The organism is Acinetobacter sp. YH12131 (assembly GCF_013418635.1).
Lineage (GTDB): Bacteria > Pseudomonadota > Gammaproteobacteria > Pseudomonadales > Moraxellaceae > Acinetobacter > Acinetobacter towneri.
Genome location: NZ_VPBQ01000005.1, coordinates 119,843 through 135,129, shown reverse-complemented (window position 1 = coordinate 135,129; position 15,287 = coordinate 119,843). Strand labels below are relative to the sequence as shown.

Genomic DNA, 15,287 nt, shown 5'->3' with positions numbered 1-15,287 from the left:
CTTGAAACTGCTTACTTAATCATTTTAGATGCACAAAAAAACCAGCAAATTTGCTGGTTTTTTTGTAGATGTTCATCACTTATTTGATTTTCGCTTTCGATTTCAAATATTGCGTATAGTCATCTAGCTCTTGTTGAGCACGTAATTGTTGATACAACTGCGCTAACTCTTTCAGTTGCTCAGGCGTTAAAGCATTCGATGTAGTATCGTTTACATTTGATACAGCTACCACCACCAATTCATTTGGTATAGATGCTGTTGTTACTGACCACATACCATCTTTAGGCGCAAGCACACTAAATGCAGCACGTTCAATTTCACGCTTTAACAAACCATCTGCACGGGTGAATGTGCCTGCATTTTCAAAACGGATTTGGTTTTTCGCCAAAACGGTCGCTGCAGGTTGAGTTTTAAAGGCATCCAACGCAGCTTGAATATCTTTTTTCGCTGCATCAAAGGCTTTTTTCTCAATCAGTTTAGCTTTTACGCGGGGTGTTGCTTCTTCTAAAGTTTGCACACCTGCGGCATGGTAATTACGCACTTTCACCCATACCACATCGCCATTGGCCAAAGTGATATTGCTTGAGGCATTACGATCACCATTTTTCACATCATCATTAAACAGCTTCACTTTCACACTTGGCTGGCTTAACACAGGATGTTGTGTCGCTAAAGTAACCGCATTAGCAGATTGAACTTTGACTGTTTTAACTTCTTCAGCCACGACATCTAAAGCGTCGCTGCTTACCACCAACTCATTTAAGCTATTAATGGTATCTGTATAAGCATTTTCAGTTTTTGCTTTTTGCAACTCAGCTGTTAAACGTGCTTTTTCAGCTTCAAACGTAGGCACCTGCACGGCAGCACCTTCAGTTTGAATTAAATGATAGCCATATTGCGTTTTGATCGGCTGAGATACTTCACCCGATTTCAGGCTATTCACAGCTTTATCAAAAGCTTCACCAAAAACACCAGCTTCATAACCTGCAACCGTACCACCTTTAGCCTTAGATTCAGGGTCATCTGAATACTTTTGTGCAGCAGAAGCAAAGCTTGCACCCTGTTGAATTTCAGCAGCTGCTTGTGCTGCCAGTTTTTGAGCTGCGGCATCATCACGTGCATCTGTGGTGATTAAAATATGTTTAACCGTCGGCGTTGCTGCACTTTTTTGCGTGTCTACAAACTTTTGATACGCTTGCTGTAATTCAGCATCCGTTACAGTCGTATTTGCAGGGGCAATATTTGCAGGCGTAACGACAACATAATCAACATCTACACTTGCCACTTGCTTAAAGGTGCTTGAATGCTGCTCATAATATGCTGCAATTTCTTGTGTAGTCACGCTGATATTTTTCTTATAGTCATCTAACTTAATGCTGGACAAATGCAACGTACGCTGTTGGGTCTGTAGATTTGCAATTTGCTGAATATCAGACGGACTCACCAATGCATAATCTGTAAAGCTCGCACTTAGCATTTTTAAAGCATGATCCTGACGCAAGTTTGCAACCAAAGCCTGATTTGTCATACCCACAGATTGCAAATAGTTGGCATACAATGTTTCAGAAAACTTACCATCTTGTTGGAAGTTTGGCTGTTGCGCAATCATTTGCTCAATTTGAGCATCACTCAAAGAAATGCCCAGTTTTTCGGCCTGTTGCAATAACAAAGTACGTGCAACCAAAGTATCTTGTGCTTTATTTTGAATGTAATTTTGATTTAACAGTGTTTCATCACCGTTGGTATAAGCCAAGTATTGTTCTTTCAGCGAGTTAGTTAGATTGTCTAATTCTCGTTTTGAAATTTGCTGACCATTGACGGTTTGTGCAGTGTCTTCAGACTGACCACCACTAAAATATCCTTCAATACCTACAAGTGCTAAAGGGGTCAAGAATAAAACGAGCAAAACTTTGCCCAACCAGCCCTTAATAACTTTACGAAAAGATTCCATAAGTATTCCAATATTTTATTTGCGGAAGATTTTAACTGAAAACCCTCAGCGAATGAATGCGTTGACGCCTTTTATTGACATTATTAATAAAAAACGCGCCAATTGGCGCGCTTTCTTGGCATTTTAAAAGATTAAGCTACTGAATCTTTCAAACCTTTACCTGCTTTAAAGCTTGGTACTTTGCTTGCTTTAATTTCAAGTGTAGCACCTGTTTGTGGGTTGCGACCTGTACGTGCAGCACGCTCTTTCACGCTAAATGTACCAAAACCCACTAAAGTTACAGTATCACCAGCTTTAAGCGCTTCAGTAATTGAAGCAATTGTTGCGTCTAAGGCTTTACCTGCATCAGTCTTAGACAATCCCCCTTTCTCTGCAATTGCATCGATTAATTCTGATTTATTCATGAAGATTACGTCCTCTTAATATCGTTTATTTAAGGTCCAGAGATTTAATTTAAATTACCGTAACGCCTTTATAGCAATGCTTTGAGGGTAAAAGCAATACTCCCTGTACGCTTTTATGCAAAATAAATGGTAAAAAACGATGGAGCATAAGATACTATTGACAATTAGTCTAAAACCCGCCTCTCATCCACATCTGCATGTTTCTAAATCTAGGCTAGACACGTTTACTTTTTGCAACATCTTCTTTTAATTGTTTATTTTCTTCAATCAAGGCATCAACTTTGGCATGTAATTGTAATACTAAATGCTCTAAATGTTGAAGATCTTTTGCTGTTACTAAGCCAATTCTATTTAAAGAATGATTTACGCTATGGTCAATCAGACGCTCGACCTTGTCTTTGGTGTCTATTACCGATTCCTTGGCTTTTTCTGAAACCTTTTCAACAGTTTGGTCAGCAATTTCAGTGGTTTTAGATTCCAGCTCTTCCCCCACCTTGACCAGAGAGTCAAACAATTTATTGCCTTCCTCTTCAGCGCGTGAAAAAGCACCTAAACCTGCTAACCAAATTTGCTTGGTATATTTACGAAAATCGAGTGAAGATTTACGACCTGCACGTATTTTATCTTTATTTTTCAATGTATTTTCAGATTCAGAAGTATGTTCTTCTGGCGTTTGTGTTGCATTTTCCATGGACACATCTCCCGCTTATTTTATGCGCAAATGAATATAATAAACCTACAAAATACGCCAATAATAGCAAATTAAATACTTGATCGTTTTGCTAAACTGTTCTACAAAGCAAGATTATTGCATGTGTTTTCCGATATTTCTGATCAAAAAACACAAATTAAGGAATTCAACTTTTAAATTAAGGGACTTGGTTTTATGAGTGACTCGCAACAAAGACAAAGTAATCCGCATTTGTTGCTCACCATGGTTATGATTGTGCTTGAAACCATTTTTAGCTTTATTTTAAAGCACGATCGCGTTGTCGCATTGCAAGCTAAAAAATTTGTAGATCAAAAAATTACTATAAAAATTAATAGCTACATTCCTTATTTTGACATATATGTGCAATTTAGCCCACATGGCATTTTGTTTGACAGTAAAGCGCCTGATCAAGCTATTGATTTAGATGTACGCACCACTTTAATGGATTTATTTAAAATCTTCATTTTAGGCAACCGTCGTAGCATCAAACACATGCGTATAGATGGCGACATCACTCTAAAAGATGAATTTCGTGATCTGATTTTGCATTTTAGTGCGCCTAAAGTTTTGGCCGACTGGAAACAGTGGTTAAAAGAAGCACCTCAAGGGCAAGAAGTGGTTAGCTCTAAAAAACGTATTGCCCCACTTTTAGACAAAATTGATGAGCAGCGCTCTAAAATTAACACCTTACAAGTTGAGCTGAAACAACATAAAAACCGTATTCGTCGTATTGAGCGACGTCAAAAACGTATCAATATCGCCTTTAGCATAATAACAGTACTATTAATTACGTTATTAGTGTATAATTTATGGCTGAATTAAGAACACTAAAACATCAATAAAAACAGCCCTAAACCTCCGCTACAAGATAACAATAAAATACTTGACTAATTTAGTCGGGATTCATAGAATACACACATCTAGTCTAATCATGTGTATCGAATCATGCGCTTAACAACTCGCGGTCGCTACGCAGTGACTGCTCTACTTGATTTAGCTTTGCAGCCAACTGAACAAACGATCACGCTTGCTGAAATTGCAGCCCGTCAAACTATTTCTGTTGCTTATCTTGAGCAGTTATTCGCAAAACTTAAGCGCCACGGCTTAGTGTCTAGTGTTCGCGGTGCTAACGGTGGTTACCATTTAGCACGTAGTGCAAATGAAATCACTGTGCTAGAAATTATTGAAGCCGTAAATGAAACAGTTGATGCCACTCGCTGCGACCATAAGGGGAACTGCCAAAATGGTGCAATGTGCTTAACTCATGACTTATGGCAAGAACTCTCCCATCATATCGCCGACTATCTCGCTAAAATCTCACTTGCTGACTTAGTAGCCCGTGACAACGTACAAACCGTTGCCATCCGCCAAAATACAGCTCCGTTTGATTCAGCCCTTTTATCGGTTACAGGTATTTGACATGAAACGTCCTATTTATCTTGACTACGCAGCAACCACTCCTGTAGATCCGCAAGTTGCAGAACGCATGATGGAGTGCCTGACTTTTGATGGGACTTTCGGTAATGCCGCTTCTCGCTCACACGCTTATGGCTGGCAAGCAGAAGAAAAAGTTGAATATGCACGTGAACAAGTTGCTAACTTGATCAAAGCAGACCCTCGTGAAATCGTGTGGACTTCAGGTGCAACCGAATCTGACAACCTTGCGCTTAAAGGTGTAGCACAATTCTACGCTTCTAAAGGCAAACACATCATTACCTCTAAAATTGAGCATAAAGCCATTTTAGATACTTGTCGTGAGCTTGAATCTGAAGGTTTTGAAATCACCTACTTAGAGCCACAACCACAAACAGGTTTAATTACTCCTGAAATGGTTGAAGCGGCAATTCGTCCAGATACGATTTTAGTATCTTTGATGATGGTGAATAACGAAATTGGCACCATTACCGATGTCGCTGCAATTGGCGAAATCACACGTGCTAAGAAAATCTTCTTCCACGTTGATGCTGCACAGGCCGCTGGTAAAGTTGAAATTGATTTATCTACTTTAAAAGTAGATTTGATGAGCTTCTCTGCACACAAAATCTATGGTCCTAAAGGTATTGGTGCACTTTTCGTTCGCCGCAGCCCTCGTGTTCGCCTAAAAGCGCAAATGCATGGTGGCGGTCACGAACGTGGTATGCGTTCAGGCACACTTGCAACACACCAAATTGTAGGTATGGGCGAAGCGTTTGAGCTTGCTGGTAAAAACTTAGCTTCTGAACAAGCACGTTTACGTGTATTGCGTGACAAGCTTTGGAATGGCTTAAACTCTATGGAACAAGTGTTCCTGAACGGTCACCCAACTCAGAACGTAGCAAACTACTTAAATATCAGCTTCAACTTTGTTGAAGGTGAATCTTTAATGATGTCACTGAAAGATGCTGCGGTATCTTCTGGTTCTGCATGTACATCTGCAACTTTAGAGCCATCTTATGTATTACGTGCTTTAGGTCTTTCAGACGAACTCGCACATAGCTCAATCCGCTTTAGCTTTGGTAAATACACCACTGATGAAGATATTGATCATGTCCTAACTGTGACTAAAGCTGCTGTTGAAAAGTTACGTGAACTTTCACCGCTTTGGGATATGTATAAAGAAGGGATTGACCTTTCTAAAGTAGAATGGACTGAACACTAATTCATCCCAAATCTAATGGCTTTGACAGGAAGCCATTAGATTGATAAAGGTAATTTCACCCCCATATTTATATTAAGGCTGACCCCGAGGTTTGGAGAAGCGACATGGCTTATAGCGATAAAGTAATTGATCATTACGAAAACCCTCGTAATGTTGGCGTTTTAGACAAAAATGCTGAAAACGTTGGTACAGGTATGGTGGGCGCACCTGCATGTGGCGATGTAATGCGTCTGCAAATTCAAGTGAATGACGAAGGCGTGATTGAAGAAGCACGTTTCAAAACTTATGGTTGTGGTTCTGCCATTGCTTCAAGTTCTTTGGTTACTGAGTGGCTTAAAGGTAAAACTTTAGATGAAGCACAAGCGATCAAGAACATTGATATTGCTACCGAACTTGCCCTTCCACCAGTGAAAGTACACTGCTCTGTATTGGCAGAAGATGCAATTAAAGCTGCTGTAGAAGACTATCGCAGCAAAAAGACCAAAGCTTAATTTGCTAAGTTTTGTGGAAAAACAAACGGAGTTTTCATGATCAATTTAACTGAAAATGCTGCAACTCATATCAGCAATTACTTAAAGAATCGCGGTAAGGGTCAAGGTATTCGCGTTGGTGTGAAAACTTCAGGCTGTTCTGGTTTGGCTTATGTACTCGAATTTGTAGATGAAGTCGATACGCACGACCAAATGTTTGAACAGTTTGGTGTTAAAGTTTTCGTTGATCCGAAAAGCCTAGTTTACCTAGATGGCATGGAAATGGACTATGTCAAAAATGGTTTAAACGAAGGTTTCGAGTTTAACAACCCCAATAAAAAAGGTGAATGTGGCTGCGGTGAATCGTTCACGGTATAACGCCACCTCCCTCTTTTTAGCTTAAAACAGTGTACAATACACTGTTTTAATTGCATTTATGCAGCCAATTTTGCACACTAATTGCGGATTCCATCTCCCATGAATCATTTTGAGTTGTTTAATCTTCCTGTTGCACTCGATATTGATTTCGCTACTTTAAAAGCTGAATTTTTAAAGCTACAGCAGCAATATCACCCCGACAAAACCGAAGACAAAGATCAAGCCTTGATTAAATCTAGTAAAATTAATCAGGCGTTTAAACAACTCTCTGCGGTAGACAGTCGTGCTGCATATTTACTCTCATTGAAAAAGCAAGATTATCATCTCGATCAATCCATCCATGACTTTGAATTTTTACAAGATGCCTTGGAAATTCGTGAGCAATTGGATGATGCCAACTGTGCTGATGACTTACAGTCATTAAAGTTTGAAGTACAACAGTGGGTTGATGGCTTAGTCCGTGAATTTAAAATTGACTATGCCGAAGAAGATTGGGCAGAAGCGCGTGACACTGTGCGTAAATTACGCTTTTTCATGAAAGTTATGGCTGACCTAGACAAAGCTGAAGATCGTTTCCTTGATGATGACAGTTTTGATTTAGACGATGATTTTTAATTTTAGTTTGTATTTTAATATTTAACGGGCAAAGGATTTTACATAATGGCGCTCTTGCAAATTGCAGAACCAGGTCAATCAAGTGCACCGCATGAACATCGCATTGCGATTGGCATTGACTTAGGCACCACTCATTCATTGGTTGCCACAGTTCTTTCTGGTAAAGCCAAAGTCTTGCATGATGAGCAAGGTCGCGTGCTACTGCCTTCTATCGTCCATTATGCAGAGCAAAATACACATTATGGCAATGCTGCTGCGCCATTTATTACTACAGACCCTAAAAACACGATTGTTTCAGTCAAGCGTTTTATGGGTCGTTCTAAAGCGGACATTAAATTTCAACATCCATACACGTTAGTGGGTGAAGACAATCAAATGCCTGCTTTTGAAACAGCTCAAGGCCGTAAAACACCTGTTGAAATTTCGGCAGAATTACTTAAACAACTCAAAGACCGCGCAGAAGCCAGCTTACAAAACCCTGTAAATGGTGCAGTGATTACTGTTCCTGCTTATTTTGATGAAGCTCAACGCCAAGCCACACGTGACGCTGCCGAGCTTGCAGGTTTAAAAGTATTGCGTTTATTGAATGAACCGACTGCAGCAGCGGTTGCCTACGGTTTAGATCAAGACACCAACTTGGCTCAAGACCGTAACTATGTGATTTACGACTTGGGCGGTGGTACGTTTGACGTTTCTATTTTACGTTTCTCTCAAGGTGTTTTTGAAGTTTTAGCCACAGGCGGCCACACTGCTTTAGGTGGTGATGACTTAGATCGTCTGATTGTAAAATGGGCAAAAAAACAGCTGAATATTGAAAGTTTAGATGATGCAGAATATGCACACTTTATTGTGTCTGCACGTAAAGCCAAAGAAGCGCTCAGCAATGCAGAAAGTGTTGAATTAAAACTGTTAGAGCACACGCTGCAATTAGACCGCGCAAACTTTGAAAGTATTATTCAGGTTGCTTTAGATAAAACCATTAGTGTATGCAAACGTGTATTACGCGATGCCAAACTTGACCTAGATGACATTCAAAATGTAGTTTTAGTTGGTGGTTCAACACGTTCTTATGCCGTGCAAAAAGCTGTTCGTGAAGTATTTAATCAAGAACCATTATGCACAATTAACCCAGATGAAGTGGTTGCAATTGGTGCATCAATTACCGCCAATCAACTAATTGGTAACAGCAAAGATGGTTCGTTGCTATTAGACGTTACCCCACTGTCTTTGGGTTTAGAAACCATGGGCGGTTTGGTGGAACGCTTAATTTCACGCAATACTGCAATTCCTGTAGCACGTCGCCAAGAATTTACCACTTATCAAGATGGCCAAACTGCCATGTTGATTCATGTGGTACAAGGTGAGCGTGATTTGGTAGAACATTGTCGTAGCTTAGGTCGTTTTGTGCTACACGGTATTCCACCAATGACTGCGGGTCAGGCACGCATTGAAGTTACGTTCCAAGTCGATGCTGATGGCTTACTCAGTGTTTCTGCTAAAGAAACCACTTCTGGTGTGACTGCAAATATCGACATCAAGCCATCTTATGGTTTATCTGAAGCAGATACCGAGCGTTTGCTGCTAGATGGTTTCAAATATGCAGAAGAAGACAAGCAATTGCGTCATTTGCATGAAACCAAAGTTGAAGCACAACGTGAACTTGAAGCTTTACAACAAGCCTTAAAAGTAGATGCACAACTATTAAGCCCAGAACAATTAGAAGCTTTAAATACTGCCAAAGCGCAGTTGGAAGCCGAATTGACTGGACAAGACATTAAAGCCATTGAACATGCTGTTGAACAGCTTAAAATACACAGTGATGCTTTTGCTGCAATTCGTATGAATCAACATATTGATACAGCACTTAAAGGCACTAAACTCGACGACTGGTCAAACTCAAACTAATTTAAGGTAAAGATTATGCCACGTATTAAAGTACTTCCACATGCGCAATTCTGCCCAGAAGGTGCTGAGTTTGAAGTCGAACAAAATGCCAACTTATGCGAAAGCTTACTTGAAAATGGCATTAAAATTGAACATGCTTGCGATATGTCTTGTGCATGTACCACTTGCCACGTTGTTGTTCGTAAAGGCTTTGACAGCCTAGAAGAAATGGATGATGTTGAAGCTGACTTATTAGACCGTGCTTGGGGTTTAGAGCCTGATTCACGCTTATCTTGTCAGGTTAAAGTGGTCAATGAAGACTTGGAAGTCGAAATTCCAAAATACACCATTAACCATGCTTCAGAAAATCATTAATCATAAAATGATGCTAATTCTAAAAAACTGCGCTACGGCGCAGTTTTTTTTATTGCACAACTTTAGATTTAAAATTTTTGAGGATTTAAAAGTTAAACGAGATCTACATTATAAGAAAAATTTTAGTGGTTTTCAGGAATATGAGTTTTGGCAATTTCTTCAACAGGTGGATGTTCAATCACTTCATCTTCAAGATTAAGTTTTACAATGCCCTGTGAGTTGGTCAGCTTTTGCTGCGTTTGAATTCTTTTAATCATTTTTTCTAATACGGTAATTAGCTCAGGATATTCAAAATTCTGCACTTCATCCAAATTAAGCAACAAATGAAAACCTTTATATTCGTAGTCAAACCAACGCTGATAATCCGACTTGCTGGCCGCATATTTTTCCATCACTTGCCAAGTTTTTACAGGACCTTGAATCCCCTTTAAAAAGATCGGTGCTTTCGGAGCACACAAATAATCATTTTTAATCAGTTTATAAGTGTCATCTGAAAGTAAAATTTCATCAACTTCGGCCGCACTTTGCAAACGCGCAGCTAAGTTAGCATCACGCCCAACAATGGTATATGCCATCCGATGTGCTGCACCGTAGTTCCCAACGTGGCAATATCCTGTACTGATACCCATACGAATATGTAAAGGCGGATAGCCCATTTTGACCCAACGTTCGCGTAACAATTTCATTTGCTGACGCATCGCAATAGCCATCTCTACACAAGTTTTAGCATCTTGTTCAACACCTTGCGTATTTGGATCACCAAAGAAAATTAAAATCGCATCACCCATAAACTTATCCACCGTCGCTTCATATTGCTTGGCAATTTCGGTCATGTGGCTTAAATAATCATTGAGCAGGAATGCTAAATCATCTGGAATTAGTGTTTCAGAAAGTTCAGTAAAGCCTTGAATATCAGAAAAGAAAATCGTCATTTTTTTACGTTTATATTCAATTTTCGCTTCCGACTCACCTTTCATAATCGATTGCCACAACTGCAAAGGTGCATAGCGACTAAGCTGATTCGCAAATTCCATATAGCGGTTCATTTGTGTGTAGTAATGGTCTTTCTTTGCCGTGGTATAGCGGATACGACGTGCCTGATAGGCACTGCCCATGCCAAAGTAAAAGATCATACATAAAAAGGCTAAAATCGTAAGTTCGGTACTGCTTTGTTCAAAATATTCGTTAAAACCAAAAATAAAAATATTACAAAAATAAAAAACTGTGACCGCCAATAAGGATGCCAATGCCACCAAAAAGAAAGAAACTTTAATATAAATGGCGGTATATAGCAGCGCAAATAAAGCGGCAAAAGTAAGTACCAAATTCAGATGTACCGCAGACAAACATACTGCGACTACCACAATATCAATAATAAACAGGATATTACGCTTGGCTTGATGACTATATTTATATTGCAGCCAACGCGAAAATTTAGGAATTATCAGTAATAAAAAAGTAAGAAAAAACGGAAGGTAAATTTGATAATTGGTATCGGCGTAGGTGTAGTGATAGACCACCATAATCAGGGATAAACTTGCATACCCGACTAAACGATGCAGAAATTCGAATTGTTTGGGATCTCTTTCCATCCAATTGTACATGAACACCGCGGCCTACTCCGATCTAGGATTAAAAAGCCACGCATCCTGCGTGGCAATTCATTTCAATTAATCCATTCGCCAGTCAAATGGCATATCGCCTTGACCACGCAGAGCAAGCATCAAGGTTTGACGCATGTGAGCCAAAACTTCATTGCTGTATGGTACAGCTGGCGTACCCCAAACTGGTTTAGGCCAAGCCACATCATTTTGATAACGCACGACATGATGAAAATGCAATTGTGGAACCATATTACCTAAAGCCGCCACATTCATTTTATCGGCACGAAATACGCGTGATAATTGGCTAGATAGCCAGCTGGATTCACGTAAAAATTGTTCTTGGTCTGCCTGACTTAATTCGTATAGTTCTGTAACCCCTGGCACACGTGGAATTAGAATTAACCAAGGGAATTGCATATCATTCATTAAACGACATGTTGACAGAGGAAAGTCGCCTACAAAAAAAGTATCTTGAGCAAGTTGTGGGTGCAAACTAAACATATCTTTATAAATGACGCAAATTGTAATGATGACTAATACTATCACATCCCCAGTACACTGAGTATCATTCCCATCATGTTTCCATGTAAATAAAGTGCAATTTTAACCAAATTCATCATAAATAATTTTCATCATAGAATCAGAGGTTTCTTAGAAATTTTTCATAATTTGCTCATGTGTTATTTAGGTAGATTTGCATTTTTCAACTCAGCTGTGCAAAGTTTTAAGCAGGTTGTTTAATAGATCGGCAATAAATTGAATCCGCTTTTCAGCATCTTGCAACATCACCATTACTTTTAAACGCTGCCCACCATCCATACGGAAATAGGTCGGTTGTTTTTGCATCATTTGAATGATGCTCATGGCTTGCACAGGCGTATCGGGTGAAAATTCGATATGACCACCATTTGTGCCAATATCAATTTTAGTGATGCCCAACTGCTCTGCTTTTAAACGCAATTGATGCACCGCAAAGAGTTGTTTCACCGCTTGTGGCGGAATACCAAAACGGTCAATCAATTCCATACGGATATGATCAAGCTTTTCTTGAGTATCGGTATTACTAATGCGCTTGTAGAATAATAAGCGCTGATGCACATCGCCCAAATAATCATCTGGAATCAAAGCAGGCATGTGTAGGTTGATTTCTGCAGTTAAAGACAATGGCGCATCGAAGTTAGGTGTTTTACCCTTTTGAATGGCTTTGGTGGCTTTTTCTAGCATTTCCATATACAAGCTATAACCAATGGCTTGCATTGACCCACTTTGTTGCTCACCCAGTAATTCTCCCGCACCACGAATTTCCAAGTCTTCGGTTGCTAACATAAAACCAGCCCCTAAAGTTGAGGCACGCTGAATGGCATCCAAGCGTTTTTCAGCATCACCTTTTAAGCCTTTAATAGATGGTACAAGCAAATACGCATAAGCTTGGTGATGCGAGCGCCCGACACGACCACGTAGTTGGTGCAACTGCGCTAATCCGAGTTTATCTGCACGTTCAATTAAAATGGTATTGGCATTTGGGACGTCAATTCCTGTTTCAATAATGGTCGAGCAAACTAAGACATTGTATTCTTTATGATAAAACTGCTGCATGACTTGCTCTAATTCGCGTTCTCGCATTTGCCCATGTGCGACTGCAACGCGCGCTTCTGGTACCAATTCACGAATGGTTTCAGCACTGCGTTCAATAGTTTCCACTTCATTGTGCAGGTAATACACCTGACCACCACGTAACAATTCACGTAGAATGGCTTCTTTCACCGTATCGTCTGTATGCTCTTGCACAAAGGTTTTGACCGCTAAACGGCGTGCAGGTGGTGTGGCAATAATGGATAAATCGCGCATACCGCTAAATGCCATATTTAAGGTACGTGGAATTGGCGTTGCGGTTAAAGTCAGCATATCCACATCGGCGCGCAGCGCTTTAATACGTTCTTTGTCACGCACTCCAAAACGATGTTCTTCATCGACAATCATTAAACCCAACTGCTTGAACTGAATATTTTCTTGCAGAATTTTGTGCGTCCCAATCACAATATCGACTTTGCCTTCAGCTAAATCTTCAATGGTTTTTTGATGAGATTTGCTTGAACCAAAACGCGATAAGACTTCAATACGCACAGGCCAGTCGGCAAAACGGTCTTTAAAAGATTCATAATGCTGTTGTGCCAACAATGTTGTTGGAACCAATACAGCAACTTGTTTGTTGTTCTGTACCGCGACAAATGCAGCCCGCATGGCAACTTCAGTTTTACCAAAACCAACATCACCACAGACCAAACGATCCATTGGTTTTGCCAATTGCATATCATGTAAGGTCGCTTCAATTGCATTGGCTTGATCTAAGGTTTCTTCATAAGCAAAGCCACTGGCAAATTGCATATAAAGACTATGATCCAATTCAAAAGCGAAACCTGGTTTAGATTGACGGCGTGCTTGAATATGCAGTAATTCTGCTGCGACATCATGAATTTGTTCCAAAGCTTTGCGTTTGGCTTTATTCCACGCATCTGTGCCTAATTTATGCAAAGGCGCAAGGTCTGGGTCACCTCCGCTATAACGGCTAATCAAATGCAAATTGGTAACAGGCACATACACTTTTGCAGCATCGGCATAATCGAGTTGTAAAAACTCATGTTCTTGCTCATCAATGCTTAAAGTAATTAAACCTGCATAACGACCAACACCATAATCAATATGTACCACAGGTGCGCCTATGCTTAACTCGGTCAAACTACGAATTAAAAACTCTTCTGAAACTTCCTGCTGACGTTTACGACGGCGCTGCACCACGCGATGTTCATACAGCTGATTTTCTGAGATTACACTCAATTGGTCTTGAATGACCAAGCCGCGGTCTAAAGGTGCATGGGTAATCGCAATAGCTTGTAAAGACTGCTGAAAGGCCTCAAAACTCTCAACTTGTGGAATTTCACCTAAAGCTGCACGTAATGCATCTTTTAATGTTTCACGGCGGCCTGCACTTTCTGCCACCAATAAAACAGGATGATTGGCGGCATCAATATATTGCTTAACGGCATGAAAGGGTTGCTCTTGTTTTGGATCAACCGCTAAACGTGGTGGTGCAAGCGTGCTTAAGTTCACCACACCTGCTTTTTGCTCAAAAGCTTCGGGGGATGCAATCACACGTCCAAATTGATTCAGTTGTTCTAATAATTGATTCGGTTGTAGAAATAATTGTTCAGGCGGTAAAATTGGTTGGTCGATGTTATGACGTCTGTCCTCATAACGATACAGCACATCTTTCCAAAATTGAGTTAAACCGTCATCGATCGCCTTATCTGTAATGACAATGCAATGCTTTGGTAAGTATGAAAATAGTGTATTTTGGCCTTCAAGCTGAGCCTGAGTGAAAAATAAGGGAGAATAAAACTCTAAACCAGGCGATGCAATGCCTTCTAGCACATCCTGATATACAGGGTTTTTCTTCGGATTTGCTGTTGGGAAACTTTCTGCATAGCGGTCACGGAAAATCGCACGACCTTCTTTTAAAGGAAATTCTTTGGCAGGTAAAACCGTAAAATTCTGCAAGCTTTCAGTGGTTCGCTGCGTTTCTGGATCAAAAAACTTTAAGGTTTCAACTTCATCATCAAATAAATCAATACGGATGGGTGCTTCTTGTCCCGAAGCATAAATATCCATAATACTGCCACGCACAGCGAACTCGCCATGATCATAGACAGTATCGACCAGATGATAGCCTGCTTGTACTAAACGCTGTTTTTGTTGTTCCAAAGCAAACTTTTGCCCAACACGAATATCAAAATGCTCACCCAACACCCATGAGGTTGGTGCAACACGTTGCGCTAAAGTGGTCGCCGACACCAATAACACGCCTTGCTGTGGCATATTGGATAAAATCGCCAGACGCTCCGACACAATGTCTTGATGTGGTGATAAGCGGTCATAAGGCAAAATTTCCCAATCGGGGAAAATGGTCGGTTTTACCCCGTAAAATTCTAATTCACTTTCCAACTGCGCCAAATGTTGTTGATTGCGCGCAACAATCACAAATAAATGCGGGTTCTGCTGACCAATTTCTTTAAATAATAATGCTGCGGCAGAACCATGTAGATTACCAATCCAGCGTTTTTCGCCAGCTTTCAGTTGAGCTAAATTGAGTTGGGAAATTTCGTGTTGGAACATGTATATAGCTTTAGAGTCTAAACAACATGGGGCTTATACTAGCACGATGAATTGACGGTTTTACGTAATTTTTTTCATCCACCATT

General features: G+C 40.2%; 14 protein-coding genes. 8 read left to right on the top strand and 6 right to left on the bottom strand.

Features of this window, described 5'->3' with window-relative positions:
• Positions 1–79: 79 nt before the first annotated feature.
• The 3 genes from FTU66_RS05980 to FTU66_RS05970 all read right to left on the bottom strand — a co-directional run bounded on the left by FTU66_RS05980 (position 80) and on the right by FTU66_RS05970 (position 3,046).
• Positions 80–1,951, bottom strand: coding sequence for a SurA N-terminal domain-containing protein (locus FTU66_RS05980; protein WP_180112466.1), 1,872 nt, complete (start codon positions 1,949–1,951; stop codon positions 80–82).
• Between the two features lie 131 nt (positions 1,952–2,082).
• On the bottom strand, positions 2,083–2,355 hold the full coding sequence (locus FTU66_RS05975) for an HU family DNA-binding protein (protein ID WP_168419049.1): 273 nt from the start codon (positions 2,353–2,355) through the stop codon (positions 2,083–2,085).
• Positions 2,356–2,569: 214 nt separating this feature from the next.
• Positions 2,570–3,046, bottom strand: a complete 477-nt coding sequence (locus FTU66_RS05970) for a phasin family protein (protein ID WP_168419048.1) — start codon at positions 3,044–3,046, stop codon at positions 2,570–2,572.
• Positions 3,047–3,241: 195 nt separating this feature from the next.
• Between FTU66_RS05970 and FTU66_RS05965 the strand changes: the two genes are divergently transcribed.
• The 8 genes from FTU66_RS05965 to fdx all read left to right on the top strand — a co-directional run bounded on the left by FTU66_RS05965 (position 3,242) and on the right by fdx (position 9,427).
• Entirely contained in the window at positions 3,242–3,889 is a 648-nt protein-coding gene (locus FTU66_RS05965) for a hypothetical protein (protein ID WP_168419047.1), read from the top strand.
• A gap of 123 nt (positions 3,890–4,012) precedes the next feature.
• On the top strand, positions 4,013–4,486 hold the full coding sequence (locus FTU66_RS05960) for an Rrf2 family transcriptional regulator (RefSeq protein WP_004976645.1): 474 nt from the start codon (positions 4,013–4,015) through the stop codon (positions 4,484–4,486).
• A gap of 1 nt (position 4,487) precedes the next feature.
• Positions 4,488–5,705, top strand: a complete 1,218-nt coding sequence (locus FTU66_RS05955) for an IscS subfamily cysteine desulfurase (protein WP_180112465.1) — start codon at positions 4,488–4,490, stop codon at positions 5,703–5,705.
• A 104-nt stretch (positions 5,706–5,809) separates the two neighbouring features.
• Positions 5,810–6,196 (top strand): Fe-S cluster assembly scaffold IscU, encoded by a 387-nt coding sequence (iscU, locus tag FTU66_RS05950; protein ID WP_004976649.1) that lies wholly within the window; start codon positions 5,810–5,812, stop codon positions 6,194–6,196.
• Between the two features lie 36 nt (positions 6,197–6,232).
• Positions 6,233–6,553, top strand: coding sequence for an iron-sulfur cluster assembly protein IscA (iscA, locus tag FTU66_RS05945; RefSeq protein WP_004976650.1), 321 nt, complete (start codon positions 6,233–6,235; stop codon positions 6,551–6,553).
• Positions 6,554–6,652: 99 nt separating this feature from the next.
• Positions 6,653–7,168 carry a Fe-S protein assembly co-chaperone HscB gene (gene hscB, locus FTU66_RS05940; protein ID WP_179990166.1) on the top strand — a complete coding sequence of 172 codons (516 nt, stop codon included), beginning with the start codon at positions 6,653–6,655 and terminating at the stop codon, positions 7,166–7,168.
• Positions 7,169–7,213: 45 nt separating this feature from the next.
• Positions 7,214–9,073 (top strand): Fe-S protein assembly chaperone HscA, encoded by a 1,860-nt coding sequence (gene hscA, locus FTU66_RS05935; RefSeq protein WP_179990815.1) that lies wholly within the window; start codon positions 7,214–7,216, stop codon positions 9,071–9,073.
• Positions 9,074–9,088: 15 nt separating this feature from the next.
• The gene (gene fdx, locus FTU66_RS05930; RefSeq protein ID WP_004976656.1) at positions 9,089–9,427 is read left to right on the top strand and encodes an ISC system 2Fe-2S type ferredoxin; all 339 of its coding nucleotides are present in this window, start codon (positions 9,089–9,091) and stop codon (positions 9,425–9,427) included.
• Between the two features lie 122 nt (positions 9,428–9,549).
• Here fdx and FTU66_RS05925 read toward each other — a convergent pair whose 3' ends face one another.
• The 3 genes from FTU66_RS05925 to mfd all read right to left on the bottom strand — a co-directional run bounded on the left by FTU66_RS05925 (position 9,550) and on the right by mfd (position 15,201).
• The gene (locus FTU66_RS05925) at positions 9,550–11,031 is read right to left on the bottom strand and encodes an adenylate/guanylate cyclase domain-containing protein (protein ID WP_218949291.1); all 1,482 of its coding nucleotides are present in this window, start codon (positions 11,029–11,031) and stop codon (positions 9,550–9,552) included.
• A 66-nt stretch (positions 11,032–11,097) separates the two neighbouring features.
• Positions 11,098–11,532, bottom strand: coding sequence for an HIT domain-containing protein (locus FTU66_RS05920; protein WP_004976660.1), 435 nt, complete (start codon positions 11,530–11,532; stop codon positions 11,098–11,100).
• A 207-nt stretch (positions 11,533–11,739) separates the two neighbouring features.
• The gene (mfd, locus tag FTU66_RS05915) at positions 11,740–15,201 is read right to left on the bottom strand and encodes a transcription-repair coupling factor (RefSeq protein WP_180112463.1); all 3,462 of its coding nucleotides are present in this window, start codon (positions 15,199–15,201) and stop codon (positions 11,740–11,742) included.
• Between the last annotated feature and the right edge of the window lie 86 nt (positions 15,202–15,287).

Excerpts from the sequence above, each read along its gene's own strand:
- FTU66_RS05980 (WP_180112466.1), bottom strand. The coding sequence starts at position 1,951 with ATGGAATCTTTTCGTAAAGTTATTAAGGGCTGGTTGGGCAAAGTTTTG.
- FTU66_RS05975 (WP_168419049.1), bottom strand. The coding sequence starts at position 2,355 with ATGAATAAATCAGAATTAATCGATGCAATTGCAGAGAAAGGGGGATTG.
- FTU66_RS05970 (WP_168419048.1), bottom strand. The coding sequence starts at position 3,046 with ATGGAAAATGCAACACAAACGCCAGAAGAACATACTTCTGAATCTGAA.
- FTU66_RS05965 (WP_168419047.1), top strand. The coding sequence starts at position 3,242 with ATGAGTGACTCGCAACAAAGACAAAGTAATCCGCATTTGTTGCTCACC.
- FTU66_RS05960 (WP_004976645.1), top strand. The coding sequence starts at position 4,013 with ATGCGCTTAACAACTCGCGGTCGCTACGCAGTGACTGCTCTACTTGAT.
- FTU66_RS05955 (WP_180112465.1), top strand. The coding sequence starts at position 4,488 with ATGAAACGTCCTATTTATCTTGACTACGCAGCAACCACTCCTGTAGAT.
- iscU (WP_004976649.1), top strand. The coding sequence starts at position 5,810 with ATGGCTTATAGCGATAAAGTAATTGATCATTACGAAAACCCTCGTAAT.
- iscA (WP_004976650.1), top strand. The coding sequence starts at position 6,233 with ATGATCAATTTAACTGAAAATGCTGCAACTCATATCAGCAATTACTTA.
- hscB (WP_179990166.1), top strand. The coding sequence starts at position 6,653 with ATGAATCATTTTGAGTTGTTTAATCTTCCTGTTGCACTCGATATTGAT.
- hscA (WP_179990815.1), top strand. The coding sequence starts at position 7,214 with ATGGCGCTCTTGCAAATTGCAGAACCAGGTCAATCAAGTGCACCGCAT.
- fdx (WP_004976656.1), top strand. The coding sequence starts at position 9,089 with ATGCCACGTATTAAAGTACTTCCACATGCGCAATTCTGCCCAGAAGGT.
- FTU66_RS05925 (WP_218949291.1), bottom strand. The coding sequence starts at position 11,031 with ATGTACAATTGGATGGAAAGAGATCCCAAACAATTCGAATTTCTGCAT.
- FTU66_RS05920 (WP_004976660.1), bottom strand. The coding sequence starts at position 11,532 with ATGTTTAGTTTGCACCCACAACTTGCTCAAGATACTTTTTTTGTAGGC.
- mfd (WP_180112463.1), bottom strand. The coding sequence starts at position 15,201 with ATGTTCCAACACGAAATTTCCCAACTCAATTTAGCTCAACTGAAAGCT.